The organism is Streptococcus sp. 27098_8_113 (assembly GCF_041432545.1).
Taxonomy (GTDB): domain Bacteria; phylum Bacillota; class Bacilli; order Lactobacillales; family Streptococcaceae; genus Streptococcus.
The window spans coordinates 1-21367 of record NZ_JAPVZU010000019.1; the positions used below are offsets into that span (position 1 = coordinate 1).

Below are 21367 nucleotides of genomic sequence, written 5' to 3' on the forward strand. Positions count from 1 at the left end.
AGAAGTTCCACCTACACCGACACCAACTCCGGAACCAAAACCAACTCCTACTCCGGAGCCAAAACCAGAACCAAAACCTGTTCCACCAACTCCAGCTCCGGTACCAAATAAACAAGTACCGAACAAGCCAGTGGAACCGAAAGTTCCTGGAACTACTGCTCTGCCAAATACAGGTGAGAAATCATCTTCAGCAGCAGTACTTGGTTTAGGAATTGTTGCAACACTCGCAGGTGTCAGCTTGATTAAACCAAGATTGAAAGAAGAAGATTAATTCTTTCTAGCTTGGATAGTAATCACTGAAGAGTTGTGGACGGTTAGTTAACAGCTCGCAAAAATCGATAACTTCTTTACGAAGTTATCGATTTTTTATTTATTTGATTAGCTAACTTTGGTAGTAAGAAATGAGAGAAGGCTCTAGTAAAATAGGAGATTTACTGGAGAATGAAGGAGTATCACCTTGAATTTAGTAGCATCATTCATTTTACTATCGAGAGAATGTAATGGTTGATCTCAGTATTTTAAAAGGTATAAGGAACTTGTACTCTAATTTTTTCTATCTTTAGTTCGTACTTCAGCAGATAATTTTAGGGAATTGGGGACTTTCCTGTTTTTGTTGGATGATTTTTCGCCTTTCCTGTGTTATAATAAGGAAGATTAAAATTGTAGAATAGTTAAAGGAGAAATTCCAATGGGACGTAAGTGGGCCAATATTGTAGCTAAGAAAACAGCTAAAGACGGCGCAAACTCAAAAGTTTATGCTAAATTCGGTGTAGAGATCTATGTAGCAGCGAAAAAAGGTGAACCAGATCCTGAGTTGAACACAGCCCTTAAGTTTGTTATTGATCGCGCTAAGCAAGCGCAAGTGCCAAAGCATGTTATTGACAAGGCGATTGACAAGGCTAAGGGAAATACAGACGAGACCTTTACAGAAGGTCGTTATGAAGGCTTTGGGCCGAATGGTTCTATGTTGATCGTTGATACCTTGACTTCGAATGTCAACCGGACTGCCGCCAATGTCCGTGCAGCCTTTGGGAAAAATGGCGGCAACATGGGAGCTAGCGGCTCTGTGTCTTATCTTTTTGATAATAAAGGTGTCATCGTTTTTGCTGGTGACGATGCAGATAGCATCTTTGAATTGCTTTTAGAAGCAGATGTAGATGTGGACGATGTAGAGGCTGAAGAAGGAAGTATCACAGTTTATACAGCACCAACTGACCTACATAAAGCAATTGTAGCTTTGCGTGAATCTGGCATCCAAGAATTCCAAGTGACAGAGCTTGAAATGATTCCTCAGTCTGAAGTGGAATTAACAGGAGAAGATTTAGAAACCTTCGAAAAATTGTATAGCGTCCTTGAAGACGATGAAGATGTCCAAAAAATCTACACCAACGTAGATGGCTTCTAATTGAATAACATAAAAATACAGTCTGATTTAGTATAAGCTGCGTTCTAAGGCAGTTTATAAATTAGACTGTATTTATTTTTAGTTAGTTAAGTGAAATTTTTTAGGAATTGTTCCTGTTCTTCTTTGATAGCTTCTGTGGGATTTTTCACAGCAAGAATCATCTCAATCATTTCAGGATTGGCTTCGCGTACTAGCTGACTGAGAGCCCAGATGGCCGTAGCGATATGGATAGGGTTTTGCCCCTTATCGATAATTTCCAGTAGTTTGGGAATAGCAGAGCGGTCATTAGCATTGGCTAAAGCAATGATGGCATTTCGCTGCAGGATGTTTTTACCCCGCCAGCTACCGGCTATATGGCCAAATTTCTCCTTAAACTGACCGTTGGAAAGATCCAAGAAAGGCAGGAGCTCGGGATGAGCTAGTTCAGGGTCAATCTCTGTTGCGAGCGGATTGTCCAAGCCTTTATTATAGGGGCAGCAGATTTGGCAGATATCGCAGCCATAGATGACTGTCTTGATTTTTTTGCGAAATTCCAGATCCATGATGCCTTTGTCTTGGGTCTGAAAGGATAGACAGCGCTTGGCGTTCATAGTCCCATCACCAATGAGGCAGGAGGTAGGGCAGGCTGTCAGGCAGCGGTTGCAGTCTCCACAGTCATAGTCGACAGGCTGGTCAGGTTCGATGTCCAGATTGGTAATGAGCTCACCCAAAAACATGTAGGAACCAAATTCCTTGGAGATAACCAAGCCGTTCTTTCCGATAAAGCCTATTCCTGCTCGCCGGGCTACAGCGGTGTCGACCAAGGCTCCTGTATCTACCATGCCTTTATATTCAAAGTCGGCAGTTAACTCCTCAATTCCCTTTGCAAGCCGATCTAGCTTGTCCTGTAGGACATAGTGATAATCCAGTCCCCAGCTGTTGGGAGTGAATTTTCCTCGTTTGTAGGCTGTTTTTTGTGGCTGTTGCTTGAGCTTGTGGGGATAGGCGACTGCGATAGAGATGATGGTCTTAGCTGAGGCCAAACTCAGCTTGGGCTTAATTCGCTCCTCGATGTTTTTGTGTTCAAATCCTGAATTTCGGCCTTCTTCTACGGCCAAGCGCAGCGACCTTTCCAGATAGTCAAAGTCATCCGCTGTCGTAAAGCCAATTTTAGAAATGCCAATTTCTTTTGATAATTTGATAATTTCTTCTTTGATATTCATTGCTATTATTATATCGAAATTATGAGAATTATGCGAGAAACTACTTCGTAAAAACCATGATAATTTAGCAAATTTGAGTGCAAGAAGAGTTATGCAGATAAACGTGTAAATTGAGAAATGACAGCCTTTCAAGCCAATTGCCAAATGGATTATTTCTTGAAAGATATGGGGAAACATGCTATAATGAGAGGAAACATTTATAAACAGAACATAGCGAGTAAGGAATAAAATGGCTAATATTTTAAAAAAAATCATCGAAAATGATAAAGGTGAAATAAGAAAATTAGAAAAGATGGCGGACAAGGTCATGTCCTATGAGGACGAAATGGCAGCCTTGACCGATGAAGAATTGCAAGCAAAAACAGTTGAATTTAAGGAACGTTATGCTAATGGTGAAACTTTAGATCAACTTTTGTTTGAAGCATTTGCAGTTGTCCGTGAAGGAGCTAAGCGTGTCTTAGGTCTTTTCCCATATAAGGTTCAGATTATGGGGGGGATTGTCCTTCACCATGGTGATGTGCCAGAAATGCGTACGGGGGAAGGGAAAACCCTGACAGCGACTATGCCTGTTTACCTGAATGCCTTATCTGGTCAAGGAGTTCACGTTGTTACAGTCAATGAATACTTGTCAGAGCGTGATGCGACTGAGATGGGTGAACTTTATTCTTGGTTGGGACTTTCTGTTGGTATCAACCTAGCATCTAAGTCACCAATGGAAAAAAGAGAAGCTTATGCTTGTGATATCACCTACTCAACCAACTCTGAAATTGGTTTTGACTACCTGCGTGATAACATGGTGGTTCGGGCTGAAAATATGGTGCAGCGCCCGCTTAACTATGCCTTGGTTGACGAGGTGGATTCTATCTTGATTGACGAAGCGCGTACACCATTGATCGTGTCAGGACCGACAGCTTCTGATACGAATCAGCTTTATTACAGAGCGGATAGCTTTGTGAAAACACTTCAAAAAGATGACTATATCATTGATATCCCATCTAAGACGATTGGTTTGTCAGATTCTGGTATTGACAAGGCTGAAAGTTACTTTAACTTAGAAAATCTATACGACCTTGAGAATGTTGCTTTAACGCACTTTATCGACAACGCCTTGCGTGCTAACTATATTATGACCTTAGATGTGGATTATGTCGTGAGCGAAAAGCAGGAAATCCTCATCGTTGACCAATTTACTGGACGTACAATGGAAGGCCGTCGTTTCTCTGATGGACTCCACCAAGCGATTGAAGCAAAAGAAGCTGTGCCTATTCAAGAAGAATCAAAGACATCTGCTTCGATTACTTACCAGAACCTTTTCCGTATGTATAAAAAACTATCAGGGATGACAGGGACTGGTAAGACAGAAGAAGAAGAATTCCGTGAAATTTATAATATTCGCGTAATTCCAATTCCAACGAACCGTCCTGTCCAACGTATTGACCATCCAGATTTGTTGTATCCTAGCTTGGAAGCGAAGTTTAAAGCAGTCGTGGAAGACGTCAAGGAACGTTACAAAACAGGTCAACCTGTCTTGGTCGGTACAGTATCGGTTGATACGAGTGACTATCTTTCTCAAAAATTAGTGGCTGCAGGAATTCCTCATGAAGTTCTGAATGCTAAAAACCACTATAAAGAAGCACAGATTATCATGAATGCTGGTCAACGTGGTGCTATTACCATCGCGACCAACATGGCTGGACGTGGTACCGATATCAAGCTAGGTGAAGGTGTGCGTGAACTGGGCGGACTTTGTGTGATCGGTACAGAGCGCCATGAAAGCCGCCGGATTGATAACCAGCTTCGTGGACGTTCAGGTCGTCAAGGGGATCCAGGTGAATCACAATTCTACCTATCTCTAGAAGATGATTTGATGAAACGCTTTGGTTCAGAGCGCATTAAGGCCGTGCTAGACCGGATGAATCTGAGCGAAGAAGAATCCGTCATCAAGTCTCGGATGCTAACGCGTCAGGTGGAAGCAGCCCAAAAACGGGTTGAAGGAAATAACTACGATACTCGGAAGCAAGTCCTCCAATATGACGATGTCATGCGCGAACAACGTGAAATTATCTATTCTCAACGCTATGATGTCATCACAGCAGACCGTGATTTGGCTCCAGAAATCCATGCTATGATCCGTCGGACGATTAATCGGATTGTAGATGGCAGCAGCCATTCAGATCATGATGAAAAGATAGAAGCGATTCTGAATTTTGCTAAATATAACCTCGTGGCAGAGGATTCTATCTCAGCTGATGATTTAGAAGGTAAATCAAATCAAGAGATTAAAGATTACTTGATGGAACGAGCATCCGAAGTTTATGCCAATCAGGTTTCTAAACTTCGTGATGAAGAAGCAGTTCAAGAGTTCCAAAAAGTGCTGATTCTACGCGTTGTAGATAACAAATGGACAGATCATATCGACGCCTTGGATCAATTGCGTCAGGCTGTGGGACTTCGTGGCTATGCTCAGAACAATCCAGTTGTTGAATATCAGGCAGAAGGTTTCCGGATGTTTAATGATATGATCGGCTCTATCGAGTTTGATGTGACTCGTCTCATGATGAAAGCACAGATCCATGAGCAAGAACGTCCACGTACAGAGCACAGTATCAGCACGACAGCTACTCGAAACATTGCTGCCCAAAACCCAAATCTTCCAAAAAATGTTGATTTATCCTCTGTAAAAAGAAATGATTTATGTCCATGTGGTTCAGGTAAGAAATTTAAAAACTGTCATGGCCGCAAGAAGTAGTTTATAAGGAGAGAAGATGACCTTTAAAGCAACTAGTCAACCAATCAATGTAGCAGAAGTGCGTCAGCTTGCTAAGCTAGAAGGTTCTATTCTAGCTCATAAGCAAGAGCGAGATCGCCAACTAGAAGCCATTATCCGTGGTGAGGATGATCGCATCCTTTTGGTTATCGGTCCTTGCTCATCAGACAATGAAGAAGCTGTATTGGAATACGCTAAGCGTTTGGCAGCTCTTCAGGAAGAAGTCAAAGATCGGATCTTTATGGTGATGCGGGTTTATACAGCTAAGCCACGGACCAATGGTGATGGCTACAAGGGCTTGATTCACCAGCCTAATGCGACAGCGGCGCCTAGCCTAATCAATGGGATTAAGGCGGTTCGCAATCTGCATTATCGCGTGATTTCAGAAACTGGAATGACGACGGCTGACGAGATGCTTTATCCAGAAAATCTTCCCCTAGTAGATGATTTGATTTCCTATATGGCGATCGGTGCTCGTTCTGTTGAAGATCAGCAGCACCGCTTTGTAGCCAGTGGAGCGGATTTCCCGACTGGCTTGAAAAATCCAACATCTGGAAATCTAAATGTCATGTTTAATGGCATTTATGCTGCTCAGAATAAGCAGAGCTTCCTCTTTGCCAATCGGGAAGTAGAGACGAGTGGAAATCCTTTGGCTCATGCGATTCTGCGCGGTGCCATCAATGAATATGGGAAGAACATTCCGAACTACTATTATGATAATCTGCTGGACACAATCGCCCAGTATGAAGCAATGGGATTAGAAAATCCATTTATCATCATTGATACTAACCATGACAACTCTGGCAAGCAGTATTTGGAGCAAGTCCGTATTGTACGTCAGACTTTGATCAACCGCGACTGGAATGATAAAATCAAGAAGGTGGTTCGTGGCTTTATGATTGAATCTTACTTGGAAGATGGTCGACAAAATGAACCAGAAGTCTTTGGCAAGTCTATCACAGATCCATGTCTAGGCTGGGACAAGACGGTCGAACTCGTCCATGAGATATACGATACACTAGGTAAATAATATGGCATTTATAGAAAAAGGTCAGGAAATTGACATTGAGCAGATCAAGTCTGCAACGATTTTGTCAGACCAAGCTCTACAAAAGAAAAATCAGCGCGACCAGGAATTGGCTGCTATCATCAAGGGAGAAGATCAACGCTTGCTCTTGGTTATCGGTCCCTGCTCATCTGACAATGAAGAGGCGGTGCTGGAGTATGCTCGTCGGTTGGCTGACCTGCAGCAGAAGGTGGCGGATAAGATCTTTATCGTCATGCGGGTCTATACTGCTAAGCCTCGGACTAATGGTGACGGCTATAAAGGGCTCGTTCACCAGCCAGATACTTCAAAAAGTCCAAGTTTGATTAATGGGCTAAAGGCAGTGCGCCAGCTTCATTATCGAGTTATTACTGAGACGGGCTTGACCACTGCTGATGAAATGCTCTATCCTTCTAATCTAGTGCTGGTAGATGATTTGGTTAGTTACCATGCCGTAGGTGCTCGTTCGGTCGAAGACCAAGAACATCGTTTTGTAGCTTCTGGTATTGATGCGCCAGTCGGTATGAAAAATCCAACATCTGGCAATCTTGGGGTCATGTTTAATGCCGTCTATGCTGCTCAAAATAAGCAAATCTTCCTTTATCATGGCCAAGAAGTGGAAACTCTAGGCAATCCCCTGGCGCATGTGATTTTGCGTGGTGCTTTAGATGAGTACGGTAAAAACAAGCCTAACTTCTATTACGAAAATCTTTTGGATGTGATCAAACACTATGAAGAAATGAAACTATCCAATCCTTTCATCCTGATTGATACCAATCATGATAATTCTGGCAAGCAGTATTTGGAGCAGATCCGTATTATCCGTCAGACTCTGATCAACTGTGCTTGGAATGAGCAAATCAAGAAGGCTGTGCGTGGATTCATGATTGAATCCTATTTGGAGGATGGCCGCCAGAATGAGCCAGAAGTCTTTGGTAAGTCCATTACCGATCCTTGCTTGGGCTGGGATAAGACAGAAGAACTCGTTCAGGAAATCTATGAGACCTTAGAAAAAGAAGCTTAAATAGAAAGGATTAGGAGGCTTTGGTAGAAGTCTACTAATGAATATAGGCAAGTTCATACTCTACGAAAATCTAATTTTGATGATGTTAAACCTATTTGATGCATTTCAGTGTCATTCTCATCGGTTTGCCTTGTCGAAATTAGATTTTCTTTCAATCTCCTTGGGAGAAGGGGCTTGCTTTGTATTCCTGATAGAAGTATGATAAGAGGACACGGAATAGATATAGAAGAGATTTCCAGCATTGGTCGGGCCTACGAGAAGAATGAGCGCTTTGCTGAGAAAATCTTGACAGCTCAGGAGTTGGCTCGGTTTAGCTCCTTAAAGGGCAAGCGAAAGCTGGAATATTTGGCAGGTCGCTGGTCAGCTAAAGAAGCCTTTGCCAAGGCTTGGGGGACCGGTATTGGCCCTGTGACTTTTCAAGATTTGGAAATTTTAAATGATGATAAGGGGGCACCTTATTTTAGTAAGTCCCCCTTTGCTGGTTCGGTATGGCTATCAATCAGTCATGCTGGAAATCTGGTGACCGCCAGTGTGATTTTGGAGGAAGACAATGAAAGCTAGTCTACATAGACCCACTAAAGCAGTCATAGACCTGTCTGCTATTGCATTTAATATTGAGCAAATTGCGGCTCATATTCCCCAGTCAGTCCAGAAGTGGGCAGTAGTCAAGGCCAATGCTTATGGACATGGCGCAGTTCCTGTCTCTCAGCATATCCAGCCACTGGTAGACGGTTTTTGTGTGTCCAATATTGACGAAGCCCTCGAACTACGAGAAGCTGGCATTGATAAATCCATTCTTATTTTGGGTGTTTCTTCATTGGAGGCTGTGCCTTTAGCGATCCAGCAGCAGATTACCTTGACGGTAGCCAGTCTAGCTTGGCTGGAGGAGCTCTTGAGCCAGCAAGCTAATCTGACAGGCTTGACCGTTCATATCAAGATTGATTCAGGCATGGGACGCATTGGCTTCCGTGATAGTCAAGAGGCTCAGCAAGCAATTAGCCGCCTGCAAGCAGCAGGAGCTGTGGTAGAAGGAATTTTCACTCATTTTGCAACAGCTGACGAATCAGATACAAGTCATTTTGTAGCTCAATTAAGTCGCTTCAAAGAGGTCTTGAGTGAGTTAGCTTTCTTGCCGCCGATTGTGCATGCTAGCAACTCTGCCACAACTCTTTGGCACAGTGAAACGATTATGAATGCTGTTCGGCTGGGCGATATTATCTATGGGTTGAATCCTAGCGGACGAGTGCTGGACCTGCCTTATGAGGTCAAACCAGCTCTGAGCTTAGAATCTGCTCTGGTTCACGTCAAAGAAATTCAAGCGGGCGCCCATGTCGGCTATGGGGCGACCTATACCAGTGATAGCCAGCAAATCATTGGAACGATTCCTCTGGGTTATGCTGATGGCTGGACCCGCGACATGCAGGGCTTTGATGTCTTGATCGATGGTCAGCGCTGTCCAATTGTCGGTCGGGTTTCCATGGATCAGATCACGGTACGTCTGCCTCGAGTCTATCCTTTGGGAACGCAGGTAGTCTTGATTGGCCAGAGTGGCGCCGAGCTTATCACAGCAACGGATGTGGCAGAAAAGCGTGGTACGATCAATTATGAAGTGGTCTGCTTAATCAGCGATAGGGTACCGAGAGAGTATAAAAAGTAAAAGACAATCAAGAAGAAGGAAAGGAGACAGGATGAATCTGCATCAGGCTTTAACGGCCCTGCCAGGAGTAGGACCAAAATCGGCTGAAAAATTTAAAAAACTAGGCCTTGAGAGCCTGCAGGATCTCCTGCTCTATTTTCCTTTTCGCTATGAAGATTTTAAGAGCAAGAATATCCTCGACTTAGAGGATGGGGAAAAGGCGGTCATTTCTGGGATCGTCACGACTCCAGCTAATGTTCAGTATTATGGCTATAAGCGCAATCGCCTGCGTTTTACGATTAAGCAGGGAGAAGTCGCAATTGCAGTCAACTTTTTCAACCAGCCTTATCTAGCAGATAAGATCGAACTGGGAGCGACGGTGGCTATTTTTGGTAAATGGGATAAAGCCAAGGCTAGTCTGACGGGGATGAAGGTGTTAGCTCAGGTCGAAGATGACTTGCAGCCAGTCTATCGAGTTGCCCAAGGGATTAGTCAGGCCAGTCTAGTCAAGCTGATTAAGGCGGCCTTTGACCAAGGTTTGGATCAGTTGTTAGAGGAAAATCTTCCTCCTGTCCTTCTGGAGCGCTATCAGCTTTTGGGGCGCACTCAAGCTGTGCGTGCTATGCACTTTCCTAAGGATTTGGCAGAATACAAGCAGGCCCTGCGTCGGGTCAAGTTTGAAGAACTTTTTTATTTTCAGATGCAGCTGCAGGTCCTGAAGCATGAGACCAAGGATGTCAGTCAGGGACTCGCTATCCCTTGGCAGGAAAAAATGCTGGCTCAAAAGAAGGATGCATTGCCATTTTCTTTGACGGAAGCTCAGGAGCGGAGTCTGGAAGAAATTCTCAGTGATTTGCAATCGCCTGCCCATATGAACCGCCTCCTGCAGGGAGATGTTGGTAGTGGTAAGACTGTTGTGGCTGGTTTAGCCATGTATGCCTCTTATACGGCGGGCTATCAGTCGGCTTTGATGGTTCCGACAGAAATTTTGGCTGAGCAGCATTTGGACAGTCTGACTCAGCTCTTTCCTGAGCTGAATTTGGCCCTCCTAACTGGTGGTATGAAAGCTGCTGAACGCAGAGAGACTTTAGCTGCTATAGAGTCGGGGCAAGTAGATATGGTGGTCGGCACCCATGCCTTGATTCAGGAAGGGGTGGTCTATCATCGACTGGGCCTGGTCATTATTGATGAGCAGCACCGTTTTGGGGTGGACCAACGTCGGATTTTGCGGGAAAAGGGAAATAATCCAGACGTCCTCATGATGACGGCCACGCCTATTCCTCGTACTTTGGCGATTACCGCTTTTGGTGACATGGATGTCTCTATCATCAACCAGATGCCGGCTGGCCGCAAGCCTATTATTACTCGTTGGGTCAAGCATGAGCAGTTGGAAGTGGTCTTGGACTGGATGAAAAAAGAGCTGGTCAAGGGTGCTCAAGTCTACTTCATTTCTCCCTTGATTGAGGAATCGGAGGCTTTGGATTTACAAAATGCGATTGCTCTAGAGGAAGAACTCAAGGCCTACTTTGCCAATCAGGCTCAAGTGGCCCTCCTTCACGGCCGCATGAAAAATGACGAAAAAGAGGCCATTATGCAAGACTTCAAGGACGGGAAAACGGATATTCTAGTGTCAACTACAGTTATTGAAGTCGGCGTCAATGTTCCGAATGCGACCATCATGGTTATCATGGATGCTGACCGCTTCGGACTCAGCCAGCTTCATCAGCTGCGGGGACGAGTGGGTCGAGGGAATAAGCAATCGTATGCCGTTCTAGTTGCCAATCCCAAGACAGAGTCTGGCAAGAAACGGATGAAAATCATGACTGAGACGACAGATGGCTTTGTTCTGGCTGAGGAAGACCTCAAGATGCGTGGTTCAGGTGAGATTTTTGGGACCCGCCAGTCTGGTATTCCAGAGTTTCAGGTGGCGGACATCGTGGAGGACTATCCCATTTTGGAAGAAGCGCGCAAGGTAGCCAGTCAAATAGTCGCCAATCCTAGCTGGCGGCAGGATGCCAATTGGCACCTGGTATCCCTGCATCTAGAAAAACGCGATTATCTGGACTAGCGAGATAAAATTTGGATGTATTTGTTTAAGCTTTCTGCAAGAAAATTCTAAGCCTTCCTTAAGCTTTGAGGCCTATAATAAAAGCATCAAAAGAAACGAGGTGGCAAAAATGAAAGTAGCAGTTAAAGTAACCTATAAAAAAGAATTCAAACAGATGCGCCGCGTGAACAAGACTTATGGAATCTAATAATTCCAAGTGAAAGATAAAAGAAGATACCTCCGGAAGAAATTCTGGAGGTATTTTGCTATTGGATCAAGGCTTTCTTGCAATTTATGTTATAATATATAATAACTATGATAAAAGGAGTTCAATTATGTTTCCAGATGACAGTTTGACTTTACATACAGACTTATATCAAATCAATATGATGCAGGTTTATTTCAACGAGGGTATCCATAATAAGCGTGCTGTTTTTGAAGTCTATTTCCGCAAGAATCCTTTTAATAATGGCTATGCCGTTTTTGCGGGCTTAGAGAGGATTGTGGCTTACCTGAATGATTTGACATTCAGTCAGACAGATTTGGACTATTTAGCGTCTTTGGGCTATAATGGAGCTTTCTTAGAGTATTTACGCGATTTCAAGATGCAGCTGACCGTGCGTTCTGCTAAAGAAGGAGATTTGGTTTTTGCCAATGAACCGATTGTTCAGGTCGAAGGGCCGCTGGCTCAATGTCAGTTGGTAGAAACAGCTATTTTAAATATCGTGAATTTCCAAACCTTGATTGCGACCAAGGCAGCTCGCATCCGCTCTGTGATCGAAGATGAGCCGTTGATGGAGTTTGGTACCCGTCGTGCTCAGGAAATGGATGCAGCGATTTGGGGTACGCGGGCCGCCGTTATCGGTGGAGCCAATGGCACCAGCAATGTTCGGGCAGGCAAGCTCTTTGATATTCCCGTTCTGGGAACGCATGCCCATGCACTTGTGCAGGTTTATGGCAATGATTACGAGGCTTTCAAGGCTTATGCAAGCACTCATCGGGATTGTGTGTTCTTGGTAGATACCTATGATACCCTTCGGATCGGGGTTCCCACGGCCATCCGTGTAGCGCGTGAATTTGGGGATAAAATCAATTTCTTGGGCGTACGGATCGATTCTGGAGACTTGGCCTATATTTCTAAAAAAGTTCGTCAGCAGTTAGATGAAGCGGGCTTCCCAAATGCTAAAATTTACGCTTCCAATGATTTGGATGAAAATACCATCCTCAACTTAAAAATGCAAAAGGCTAAGATTGATGTCTGGGGTGTGGGAACCAAGCTCATTACAGCCTATGACCAGCCAGCTCTGGGTGCTGTTTACAAGATTGTCGCGATTGAAGATGAGAATGGGCACTTGCGCAATACCATTAAGCTCTCCAATAATGCTGAAAAGGTTTCGACTCCGGGCAAGAAGCAGGTTTGGCGGATTACCAGCCGTGAAAAAGGCAAGTCTGAGGGCGACTACATCACTTATGATGGTGTGGATGTCAATCATCAGGAAGAGCTCGAAATGTTCCATCCGACTTATACTTATATCAATAAAACCGTCAAGAATTTTGATGCAGTGCCGCTCTTAGTAGATATTTATAAAGAAGGTCAGCTCGTTTACGATTTGCCGAGTCTGTCTGAGATTCAGGACTATGCCCGCCAAGAATTTGACAAACTCTGGGACGAATACAAACGGGTCCTCAATCCGCAAGATTATCCGGTCGATTTGGCGCGTGATATTTGGCAGGACAAGATGGACTTGATTGACCAGATGCGTAAGAAAGCCCACCAGACAGGAGCAGAAAAATGAGCCTACAAGAAGAAATCATCGCTCAACTGGGCGTCAAACCAGTGATTGACCCGGAGGAAGAAATCCGCAAGTCGGTGGACTTTCTCAAGGCCTATCTGAGAAAACATCCTTTTTTGAAAAGCTATGTTCTGGGCATTTCTGGTGGTCAGGACTCAACCTTGGCCGGTCGCTTGGCTCAGCTGGCTGTAGAGGAAATGCGGGCTGAGACAGGCGATAATGGCTATCGTTTTATCGCTGTCCGCCTGCCTTACGGTGTTCAGGCAGATGAAGATGATGCGCAAAAGGCTCTGGCTTTCATCCAGCCTGATCTCAGTCTGACAGTTAATATCAAGGAATCGGCTGATGCCATGATAAAAGCTGTAGAGGCGACAGGTGCCAAAGTCTCTGACTTTAACAAGGGCAATATCAAGGCACGCAGCCGTATGATTGCCCAGTATGCTTTGGCTGGTTCATACAGTGGGGCTGTCATTGGGACCGACCATGCAGCAGAAAATGTCACGGCCTTTTTCACCAAGTTTGGGGATGGTGGAGCAGATATCTTACCGCTCTACCGTCTCAATAAGCGTCAAGGAAAGCAGCTTTTGGCCGCCTTAGGAGCGGATCCGGCTCTCTATGAAAAGGTGCCGACAGCTGATTTAGAAGAAGAAAAACCGGGGATTGCCGATGAAGTTGCTCTAGGCGTGACCTATAATGAAATTGACGACTATCTCGAAGGCAAGTCCGTTTCGGCTCAAGCCCAAGAAACGATCGAGTCTTGGTGGCATAAGGGCCAGCACAAACGGCATTTGCCGATTACAATTTTTGATGAATTCTGGAAGTGAAAATTTCTCTCGAAACTTTTTAGTCTGAGCCAAGAAACGAGGAAGCTATGAAAAAGACAGATACACAGTCTATTGAAACCAAACGTCTTTTGCTAAGACCTTTTCTGGAATCGGATGCTCAAGCTATGTATGACAACTGGGCTTCTCGTCCGGATAATTTGCTGCATGTGACCTGGGATGCTCATGAGAGTCCTGATGTTACCCAACAGTCTATTGCTCGCTGGGTTGAGAATTATCAAAACTTGGATTTTTACAAGTGGGCTATCTGCCTAAGAGAAAATCCTGATTCTGTCATTGGAGACATCAGCGTGGTGGATAGAGATGATACGGTTAATGCTTGCGAGGTCGGTTATATTCTAAGTAAAGACTATTGGGGGCAGGGGCTGATGACAGAAGCTTTGAAAGCTGTTTTGAACTACCTCTTGAAAGACGCAGGATTCAATCGTGTCACAGCAAGATTTGTAACAGCCAATCCAGCTTCGGGGCGTGTTATGACTAAAGCTGGCATGAGCTACGAAGGTACTTTCCGTCAGGCTGTATTTCATAAAGGACAAGTCAAAGATTTTTCCGTCTATGGGATCCTAAAATCAGATTTGAAATAAAAAAGTTAGGCTTGCCTAACTTTTTCACTTGCGCTCTTTTTTTAAAGTTCTATAATAGATGTATAATGACAAGGAGGACTCTATGAATTCATTAAAACAAGATTTTACAGATAAGTTGTACGCTGCTTATGAGACTAACCCCAAGTATGCGGCAATGGAAAATGCTATTAGCCACAATGGTCTTTTGACTTCTTTGGAAAAACGGACTGCTGCTGTAGAAAATGCACCTGTTTTCTCACTGGATCTCACTAAAGACAAGGTCAGCGACCAGAAGGCTTCTGGCCGTTGCTGGATGTTTGCAGCTCTCAATACCTTCCGCCACAAGATGATTGCAGGTTTCCAATTGGAGGATTTTGAGCTCTCTCAGGCTCATACCTTCTTTTGGGATAAGTATGAAAAGTCCAACTGGTTCTTGGAGCAGGTTTTGGCAACGGCTGACCAAGACTTAACTAGCCGCAAGGTCAAGTTTCTCCTAGACACGCCTCAGCAGGATGGCGGTCAGTGGGATATGGTCGTGGCACTTTTTGAGAAATACGGCGTCGTGCCTAAGTCAGTCTATCCAGAGTCAATTTCCTCCAGCAATAGCCGTGAGCTCAATCAGTTGCTCAATAAACTCTTGCGTCAGGATGCGCAAATCTTGCGTGAGCTGGCCCTGAATGGTGCAGATGAAGCTAGTCTACAAGCTAAGAAAGAAACTTTGCTACAGGAAATTTTCAACTTCTTAGCGATGTCGTTGGGCTTACCGCCTCGGAAATTTGACTTTGCATATCGAGACAAGGACGGTAATTACCATAGGGAAGCTGATTTGACTCCGCGGGCCTTTTACCAAAAATATGTTGACCTCAAGCTGGATGACTATGTGTCAATTATCAATGCGCCAACGGCCGATAAACCTTATGGCAAGTCATACACAGTCGAGATGTTGGGCAATGTCGTCGGCAGTAAACCTGTTCGCTATTTGAATGTAGAAATGAAACGTCTCAAGGAATTGGCTATTGCACAGATGCAGGCTGGTGAGACTGTTTGGTTTGGCTCTGATGTGGGTCAATCCAGCAATCGCAAGGCTGGTATCATGGAAGCAGGTATGCATGATTTAACCTCTAGTATGGATATCCAGTTGACTCAAGATAAAGCAGGTCGTCTTGATTACAGCGAGAGCCTTATGACCCATGCTATGGTATTGGCTGGAGTAGACTTGGATGAAAAGGGCCAAGCTAAAAAATGGAAGGTAGAAAATTCTTGGGGTGAAAAGGTTGGAGATAAGGGCTACTTTGTCGCCAGCGACGCTTGGATGGATGAGTACACTTACCAAATCGTAGTCAGAAAAGAATTCTTGACTCCAGAAGAGTTGGCAGCCTACAATGCAGAGCCAATTGTCCTAGCACCGTGGGATCCAATGGGAGCTCTTGCTAATGGCGAAATGATTTGATAGGATGAGCAATTGCAGAAAGCTATTGATTTATTTAAACATAAAAAAGATTGGATTTTAGAAATCCAATCTTTTTTAGTTTAACGATGTTCAGCTCCTTGGTTAGAACTAGTTGAGCTGCTGGTTGTTCCAGAACTTGTTGAACTTGTTTGGGAACTAGAGTTGGTGCTACTATGTTCTTCGCTAGATTCGCTCGTACTTTGACTTGAAGATTCTGAGCTTGACTCAGAAGTAGAGCTTGAAGATGATTGGGTATAAGCGCGGCTGTAAGTAGAAGTACCATTGAGATAGAGATAGGATCCGCTACGGAAAAGTCCGCTTGGTGGTGTCCAGTCTTCATTGCTGTAGCCTGTCAAATAGAGCATCATAGAACGGTAAACATCGGTTGCCACCTTAACTCCATCGTCTAAAACAGGAGTGAGGCGGTTTGAGTAACCGGTCCAAACAGCCATAGAGTATTGTGGAGTGTAGCCAACAAATAGCTCGTCAGGTGTGACAATGCTAGAACTGTAGTAAGGTTTTGTCAACTTCTCTAGTTCATCATCTGCATAGTTGGAAGTACCAGTTTTACCTGCTTGATAGACTCCTGGAATTGCAGCATTGGTACCAGTTCCAGACTGAAGAACGGTCTTCATCATGTCTGTCATCATGTAGGCTGTCGTCTCTTTCATGGCTTTTGATCCGCCATTTGAAAAGACTTTTTCTGTACCGTCGCTAAAGACAACTCGGTTGACGTATTGCGGTTTGTAATATGTACCGCCATTAGCAAAGGCAGCGTAAGCGGCAGCCATTTTTTCGCTACTTGCTCCGTATTGGTTACCAGATTCGCTTGTATTACTTGAAATCGCATTAGAATAATGCATCTCAGGGTAATTAATACCAAGGCCATTGAGGAACTTCAATGAATTATCTAATCCGACTGCTTCCAGCGATTTGACGGCTGGTACGTTACGGGATTCTTGGATAGCGTATTGGATAGTAATCCAGCCATAATAGCGTTTATCCCAGTTATAGACAGGAGTAGATGTTCCAGGGAAATAGTAAGGAGCATCTTGGATTGAGGCAGCAGTGGAAGTGAAAACATTGTATTCCAAGGCTGGAGCATAATCGGTAATTGGTTTCATGGTAGAACCCCAGTCGCGATTTGTTTCGACTGCTTGGTTGGTACCAAAAGAAACGTTGGAAGACTGATGGCGAGCACCTAGTTGGGCAATGACTTTCCCGTTGGTAACATCCATAACGGTTGATGCCACTTGCAGTTCATCATCTGGATAAGCAACATATTCTTCCGTGTTGTAAATATCCCACAATTTTTTCTGTGCTTCGGTATTAACGTTGGTATAAACTTCCATACCAGTCGTAAGGACATTGTAGCCAGTTTCTTCTTCGACTTGCTCAATAACTTCTTTCAAGTAGTTATCCATATAGGCAGGATAGCTAGCTGAATTTTTCAAGCTCTGTAAGCCGTCGGTCACTGGTGTATTGATAGCTTGTTCGTATTGTTCTGGTGAGATGTACTTGAGTTCATACATTTCAGATAATACGAGATTACGACGCTGAGTGGCAGCTTCTGGGTTTGTGTAAGGGTCATATTGGTTAGGAGCCTGAGGCATTCCTGCAAGCAGGGCAATTTGAGGAAGGGTCAAATCTTTCAAATCTTTGCCATAGTAACTTTGAGAAGCTGTTTGCATCCCGTAATTTCCATTGGACATATAGACTTTATTGACATAGTAGGTCAGGATTTCTTGCTTGGTAGCCTTTCGCTCAAGTTGAGTTGCCAGCCATGCTTCTTGGATTTTCCGAGAAAGGGTAGCATCCGCTGAGGAAGTGGAGAAATAAGTCAACTTGATCAACTGCTGGGTTAAGGTAGATCCCCCTTGACGTCCGCCTCCTTTCAGATTGCTTAGGAAGGCTCCTCCTATTCGAATGAAATCAACCCCACGGTGATTAAAGAAGCGGTGATCCTCAATCGCAACGATAGCATCTACTAGCTGTGTAGGGATCTGGTCTGTTGACGCATTGACCCGCTTTTCAGAACCGAGGTCCGCAATCAGATTGTTATCGCTATCGTAAATCTTACTTGAAGTTGTTGCGACAAGGTCCTTCTCAGAGAGGGTAGGAGACTTGGAGGCATAGTATGTGAAGACAAGAACGCCAGCCACAGCTCCAATGATAAAGAGAGACAAGAGGGCAGTTGCAAGATATTTTAAGGCCTGCAAAAGGGTTTGTTTATTCATTTGTGATACCACCTAGTAGTTTTTGTTCGATAATTTCAAGGTAAGGGATGCTTGGAAATTGCTTTGTTTCGATTAAAAATCCATGTTCTTGAATGTAAGATAAAGGGAGGGATTTTCCGCCTTTATCCATCTTATAAAATGTAATCAAATAAGATGCCGGAAGTAGATAAGTCTCCCGCAAGCTAGAGAAGTGCAGTAAGACAAAGCAAATTCCTTTTTGATGAAGGACTGCCTCCATATGTTCAATCTGGTGTAGATGGAAATTCTTTAGAGGCATAGCCGTTTTTTGTCGTGTTTCCTTGGCTTCAAAGTCAATATAATGTCCCTTAAAGACACCAGAATAATCGGTCGTGGATGCCTGTCGGAAGTAGGCCTCCACAATCTTTGCACGACTGCGTTGAGGATAGTCCACTTTGACGATCTGAATGGGTGTCGGCTTCTTATGAATGACTGCGAGTCCCCTACTCAAATAGTAGCTGTTGGATTCGTTGATCATCTTCTCAAAAGACATCCCGCGATTGGCAAAGTTAACAGCCGTCTTTGAACCTGGATGGGCTAGTTTACTTTTTATCTTTAGCTTGTGAGGGTAGTTGACCATAAAACTCCTTATTGGTACAATAACATCACTCTATTATATCATAAAAATATTTTTTGAGGGAGAATAAATGACAAGTCTATTAATTGTAGGGTATAAGGCTTTTGAACTTGGCATTATGAATGAGAAAGACATGCGCATCAAGATCATCAAAGAAGCGGTCAGACGGGATTTACAACGCCTGCTGGATGAAGGATTGGAGTGGCTTATCTTCACGGGGAATTTAGGCTTTGAAGCTTGGGTTTTGGAAGTTGCTCAGGAATTGAGAGAGGATTATAATTTCAAGATTGCTACGATTTTTCTTTTTGAAGACCAGGGAAAGAACTGGAATGAAGGGAATCAGGCTAAACTAGCAGATTTTAAACAAGTAGATTTTGTCAAATATGCTTATCCTAGCTATCAAAATCCGAGTCAATTTCGTGAGTACAACCAATTTCTGCTTCAAAATACGGACGGGGCTTACCTGTTTTACGATGAGGAAAATGAGACCAATCTTAAGTATCTTTACAGGGAGATGAAGAATCAAGAACAGTATTTTATCAAAAAATTAACATTTGATGATCTGAATGAGGTTGCAGAAATTTTTTCGGAAAAGTAGGGTATAAATCTTGCTTTTTATAGGTGATTTCGTATATAATTGGATATGATAAACTAGATTGGAGTGAGAGCATGGCGAGTATTATTTATACAGCAAAAGATATTTTTGATCAAGACTTTAAGCGTGAAGTGCGAGGATATAGCAAGGCTGAAGTGGATGAGTTTTTGGATGATGTGATTAAGGATTATGAAACTTACGCCGCTTTGGTGAAAGAGTTGCGTGAGGAGATTGCCCTTCTGAAGGAACAAGTGTCGAATCAAGAAATTGCTACTCCTTCAACGCCTAGTCAGCCAGCTCAACCAACAATTGAGATGCCACAGATGGGAACAGCGACTAACTTCGATATTTTGAAACGCTTAAGCCGTTTGGAAAAGGAAGTTTTTGGCAAGCAAATTCTGGACAACGAAGAGCAATAATGTTGCAGAGTGCAATTTTTGGATAATCGCGTGAAGATTTGATATTTTCATGAGGAAAGTCCATGCTAGCACCGGCTGTGATGCTGGTAGTGTTTGTGCTAGGCGAAACAATAAGCCTAGGGACGGAGCAGTCCGTTACGGCGACTGAAAAGGCTAAGTCTTTAGATAGGTCTGAATAGGTCTGAAAGTGCCACAGTGACGTAGTTCTTCTGGAAACAGAAGAAGTGGAACGCGGTAAACCCCTCAAGCTAGCAACCCAAACTTTGGTCGGGGCACGGAATGCGTGGAAACGAACATAGCATTCTGACTGGAAACAGTAGACAGATGATTATCGAAGGAGATGGTACCTAGTCATTTCTGGAACAAAACATGGCTTATAGAAAATTGCACATAGGTTAGCTAGCGTATGCTAGCTTTTTGATTAAGATATAGAGCCCCTTGGACAGAAGATTGCTGCAAGGGACAAAAAAATAGGAAAGCAAGTTTTTTCTCAAAATGAGGAGCCAAGCAAGAACATTCTGCTTTCTAGCTGAGGCCAGTTTTTAACGGCGTGGCCAAGCGGATAGTGATAGAGTAAGAAGGAATGAAAGAAAAATTTAATTTAATTGCTACAGCGGCGGCAGGTTTGGAAGCCGTTGTCGGCCGTGAAATCCGAGATTTGGGCATAGATTGTCAGGTTGAAAATGGCCGTGTTCGCTTTAGTGGCGACATTGCTACCATCATTCAAACCAATCTCTGGCTGCGCTCAGCGGATCGGATTAAGATTGTTGTGGGAACATTTCCAGCCAAAACATTTGAGGAGCTTTTTCAAGGTGTATTTGCCTTGGATTGGGAAAATTATCTACCCTTAGGTGCCAAATTTCCCATTTCTAAAGCCAAATGTGTCAAGTCAAAACTCCATAATGAACCTAGTGTTCAAGCCATTTCAAAAAAAGCAGTTGTAAAAAAACTGCAAAAGCATTATGCTCGTCCAGAGGGTGTCCCCTTACAGGAAAATGGAGCAGAGTTCAAGATCGAAGTTTCCATTTTGAAAGATTTGGTGACGGTCATGATTGATACCAGTGGTTCTAGCTTGTTCAAACGTGGCTATCGGACTGAGAAGGGCGGAGCACCAATCAAGGAAAATATGGCAGCTGCGATTTTACTTTTGTCAAACTGGTATCCAGACAAACCCTTGATTGACCCGACTTGCGGATCAGGAACCTTCTGTATCGAAGCGGCCATGATTGGGATGAAGATGGCGCCAGGTTTACACCGTTCCTTTGCTTTTGAAGACTGGAATTGGGTTGACAAGGACTTGGTACGTCGACTTCGGGCAGAAGCCCTGGCTCAGATTGACCAAGATATTCAGCTGGATATTGCAGGTTCCGATTTGGATGCCCGTTTGGTAGAGATTGCCAAGAAAAATGCGGAAGAAGCGGGCGTTGCTGACCAGATTCAATTTAAGCAAATGCGTCTGCAAGACCTTCATACGGACAAGATCAATGGTGTCATTATTTCCAATCCGCCTTATGGCGAGCGTTTGTTAGACGATGATGCTGTAACCAAGCTTTATCAAGAAATGGGAGAAACCTTTGCTCCTTTGAAGACTTGGAGTAAATTTATCTTGACCAGTGATGAGGCCTTTGAAGCCAAATATGGCAGTCAGGCGGATAAAAAGCGAAAACTTTACAATGGTACTTTAAAAGTTGATTTATATCAATACTTTGGCCAAAGGGTCAAAAGACAACTAGATTAGAAAGGAAAT

The 21367-nt window shown here is 43.8% G+C and carries 18 protein-coding genes and 1 other RNA gene; 16 read left to right on the top strand and 3 right to left on the bottom strand.

The window, feature by feature from the left end; all coding sequences use genetic code 11:
* Together O3644_RS09425 and O3644_RS09430 are read left to right on the top strand one after the other, a co-directional pair.
* The coding region (locus tag O3644_RS09425; protein ID WP_371595585.1) for an LPXTG cell wall anchor domain-containing protein at positions 1 to 271 on the top strand (271 nt) is incomplete at its 5' end.
* 417 nt (positions 272 to 688) lie between these two features.
* Complete coding sequence (locus O3644_RS09430) at positions 689 to 1405, top strand: YebC/PmpR family DNA-binding transcriptional regulator (RefSeq protein ID WP_045498557.1); 717 nt, start codon at positions 689 to 691, stop codon at positions 1403 to 1405.
* An 86-nt stretch (positions 1406 to 1491) separates the two neighbouring features.
* Here the strand turns inward: O3644_RS09430 and queG are convergent, their stop codons facing one another.
* A complete protein-coding gene (queG, locus tag O3644_RS09435) occupies positions 1492 to 2607 on the bottom strand; it encodes a tRNA epoxyqueuosine(34) reductase QueG (RefSeq protein WP_371595586.1) in 1116 nt (371 codons plus the stop codon).
* Positions 2608 to 2836: 229 nt separating this feature from the next.
* Here queG and secA point away from each other — a divergent pair, with 229 nt between their 5' ends.
* From secA to pepC, 10 genes are all read left to right on the top strand, one after another.
* Positions 2837 to 5356, top strand: a complete 2520-nt coding sequence (gene secA, locus O3644_RS09440; RefSeq protein ID WP_061911374.1) for a preprotein translocase subunit SecA — start codon at positions 2837 to 2839, stop codon at positions 5354 to 5356.
* Positions 5357 to 5372: 16 nt separating this feature from the next.
* Positions 5373 to 6404, top strand: coding sequence for a 3-deoxy-7-phosphoheptulonate synthase (locus O3644_RS09445; protein WP_005591072.1), 1032 nt, complete (start codon positions 5373 to 5375; stop codon positions 6402 to 6404).
* 1 nt (position 6405) lies between these two features.
* Positions 6406 to 7443 (top strand): 3-deoxy-7-phosphoheptulonate synthase, encoded by a 1038-nt coding sequence (locus O3644_RS09450; protein WP_125380466.1) that lies wholly within the window; start codon positions 6406 to 6408, stop codon positions 7441 to 7443.
* 198 nt (positions 7444 to 7641) lie between these two features.
* Positions 7642 to 8004: a holo-ACP synthase gene (gene acpS, locus O3644_RS09455; RefSeq protein ID WP_185761067.1), complete on the top strand. Its 363-nt coding sequence runs from the start codon at positions 7642 to 7644 to the stop codon at positions 8002 to 8004.
* Complete coding sequence (gene alr / locus O3644_RS09460; protein ID WP_371595587.1) at positions 7994 to 9100, top strand: alanine racemase; 1107 nt, start codon at positions 7994 to 7996, stop codon at positions 9098 to 9100. Before acpS ends, alr begins: the two co-directional genes overlap by 11 nt.
* Before the next feature lie 31 nt (positions 9101 to 9131).
* Positions 9132 to 11147 (top strand): ATP-dependent DNA helicase RecG, encoded by a 2016-nt coding sequence (gene recG / locus O3644_RS09465; protein ID WP_371595588.1) that lies wholly within the window; start codon positions 9132 to 9134, stop codon positions 11145 to 11147.
* 314 nt (positions 11148 to 11461) lie between these two features.
* Entirely contained in the window at positions 11462 to 12922 is a 1461-nt protein-coding gene (locus tag O3644_RS09470; protein ID WP_371595589.1) for a nicotinate phosphoribosyltransferase, read from the top strand.
* Positions 12919 to 13743 (top strand): ammonia-dependent NAD(+) synthetase, encoded by an 825-nt coding sequence (gene nadE, locus O3644_RS09475; protein WP_371595590.1) that lies wholly within the window; start codon positions 12919 to 12921, stop codon positions 13741 to 13743. The genes O3644_RS09470 and nadE overlap by 4 nt, the downstream gene beginning before the upstream one ends.
* Positions 13744 to 13790: 47 nt before the next feature.
* On the top strand, positions 13791 to 14345 hold the full coding sequence (locus O3644_RS09480) for a GNAT family N-acetyltransferase (RefSeq protein WP_048763721.1): 555 nt from the start codon (positions 13791 to 13793) through the stop codon (positions 14343 to 14345).
* Positions 14346 to 14427: 82 nt separating this feature from the next.
* The gene (pepC, locus tag O3644_RS09485) at positions 14428 to 15774 is read left to right on the top strand and encodes an aminopeptidase C (protein ID WP_285875651.1); all 1347 of its coding nucleotides are present in this window, start codon (positions 14428 to 14430) and stop codon (positions 15772 to 15774) included.
* An 80-nt stretch (positions 15775 to 15854) separates the two neighbouring features.
* On the opposite strand, the gene pbp1a is transcribed toward pepC, so the two are convergent.
* Both pbp1a and recU read right to left on the bottom strand, forming a co-directional pair.
* Positions 15855 to 18011 (bottom strand): penicillin-binding protein PBP1A, encoded by a 2157-nt coding sequence (gene pbp1a / locus O3644_RS09490; protein ID WP_371595591.1) that lies wholly within the window; start codon positions 18009 to 18011, stop codon positions 15855 to 15857.
* Positions 18004 to 18609 carry a Holliday junction resolvase RecU gene (recU, locus tag O3644_RS09495; protein WP_371595592.1) on the bottom strand — a complete coding sequence of 202 codons (606 nt, stop codon included), beginning with the start codon at positions 18607 to 18609 and terminating at the stop codon, positions 18004 to 18006. Before recU ends, pbp1a begins: the two co-directional genes overlap by 8 nt.
* Positions 18610 to 18676: 67 nt before the next feature.
* Here recU and O3644_RS09500 point away from each other — a divergent pair, with 67 nt between their 5' ends.
* From O3644_RS09500 to O3644_RS09515, 4 genes are all read left to right on the top strand, one after another.
* Positions 18677 to 19204, top strand: a complete 528-nt coding sequence (locus tag O3644_RS09500; RefSeq protein WP_048791824.1) for a DUF1273 domain-containing protein — start codon at positions 18677 to 18679, stop codon at positions 19202 to 19204.
* A 71-nt stretch (positions 19205 to 19275) separates the two neighbouring features.
* Positions 19276 to 19620: a cell division regulator GpsB gene (gene gpsB, locus O3644_RS09505; protein ID WP_371595593.1), complete on the top strand. Its 345-nt coding sequence runs from the start codon at positions 19276 to 19278 to the stop codon at positions 19618 to 19620.
* A gap of 14 nt (positions 19621 to 19634) precedes the next feature.
* Positions 19635 to 20002, top strand: an RNA gene (gene rnpB / locus O3644_RS09510) — RNase P RNA component class B.
* A 201-nt stretch (positions 20003 to 20203) separates the two neighbouring features.
* Complete coding sequence (locus O3644_RS09515; RefSeq protein ID WP_371595594.1) at positions 20204 to 21358, top strand: class I SAM-dependent RNA methyltransferase; 1155 nt, start codon at positions 20204 to 20206, stop codon at positions 21356 to 21358.
* The last annotated feature ends 9 nt before the right edge of the window (positions 21359 to 21367 follow it).

Bases quoted from the DNA above. Each gene is read 5' to 3' on its own strand.
- O3644_RS09430 (WP_045498557.1), top strand. From the start codon at position 689: ATGGGACGTAAGTGGGCCAATATTGTAGCTAAGAAAACAGCTAAAGAC.
- queG (WP_371595586.1), bottom strand. From the start codon at position 2,607: ATGAATATCAAAGAAGAAATTATCAAATTATCAAAAGAAATTGGCATT.
- secA (WP_061911374.1), top strand. From the start codon at position 2,837: ATGGCTAATATTTTAAAAAAAATCATCGAAAATGATAAAGGTGAAATA.
- O3644_RS09445 (WP_005591072.1), top strand. From the start codon at position 5,373: ATGACCTTTAAAGCAACTAGTCAACCAATCAATGTAGCAGAAGTGCGT.
- O3644_RS09450 (WP_125380466.1), top strand. From the start codon at position 6,406: ATGGCATTTATAGAAAAAGGTCAGGAAATTGACATTGAGCAGATCAAG.
- acpS (WP_185761067.1), top strand. From the start codon at position 7,642: ATGATAAGAGGACACGGAATAGATATAGAAGAGATTTCCAGCATTGGT.
- alr (WP_371595587.1), top strand. From the start codon at position 7,994: ATGAAAGCTAGTCTACATAGACCCACTAAAGCAGTCATAGACCTGTCT.
- recG (WP_371595588.1), top strand. From the start codon at position 9,132: ATGAATCTGCATCAGGCTTTAACGGCCCTGCCAGGAGTAGGACCAAAA.
- O3644_RS09470 (WP_371595589.1), top strand. From the start codon at position 11,462: ATGTTTCCAGATGACAGTTTGACTTTACATACAGACTTATATCAAATC.
- nadE (WP_371595590.1), top strand. From the start codon at position 12,919: ATGAGCCTACAAGAAGAAATCATCGCTCAACTGGGCGTCAAACCAGTG.
- O3644_RS09480 (WP_048763721.1), top strand. From the start codon at position 13,791: ATGAAAAAGACAGATACACAGTCTATTGAAACCAAACGTCTTTTGCTA.
- pepC (WP_285875651.1), top strand. From the start codon at position 14,428: ATGAATTCATTAAAACAAGATTTTACAGATAAGTTGTACGCTGCTTAT.
- pbp1a (WP_371595591.1), bottom strand. From the start codon at position 18,011: ATGAATAAACAAACCCTTTTGCAGGCCTTAAAATATCTTGCAACTGCC.
- recU (WP_371595592.1), bottom strand. From the start codon at position 18,609: ATGGTCAACTACCCTCACAAGCTAAAGATAAAAAGTAAACTAGCCCAT.
- O3644_RS09500 (WP_048791824.1), top strand. From the start codon at position 18,677: ATGACAAGTCTATTAATTGTAGGGTATAAGGCTTTTGAACTTGGCATT.
- gpsB (WP_371595593.1), top strand. From the start codon at position 19,276: ATGGCGAGTATTATTTATACAGCAAAAGATATTTTTGATCAAGACTTT.
- O3644_RS09515 (WP_371595594.1), top strand. From the start codon at position 20,204: ATGAAAGAAAAATTTAATTTAATTGCTACAGCGGCGGCAGGTTTGGAA.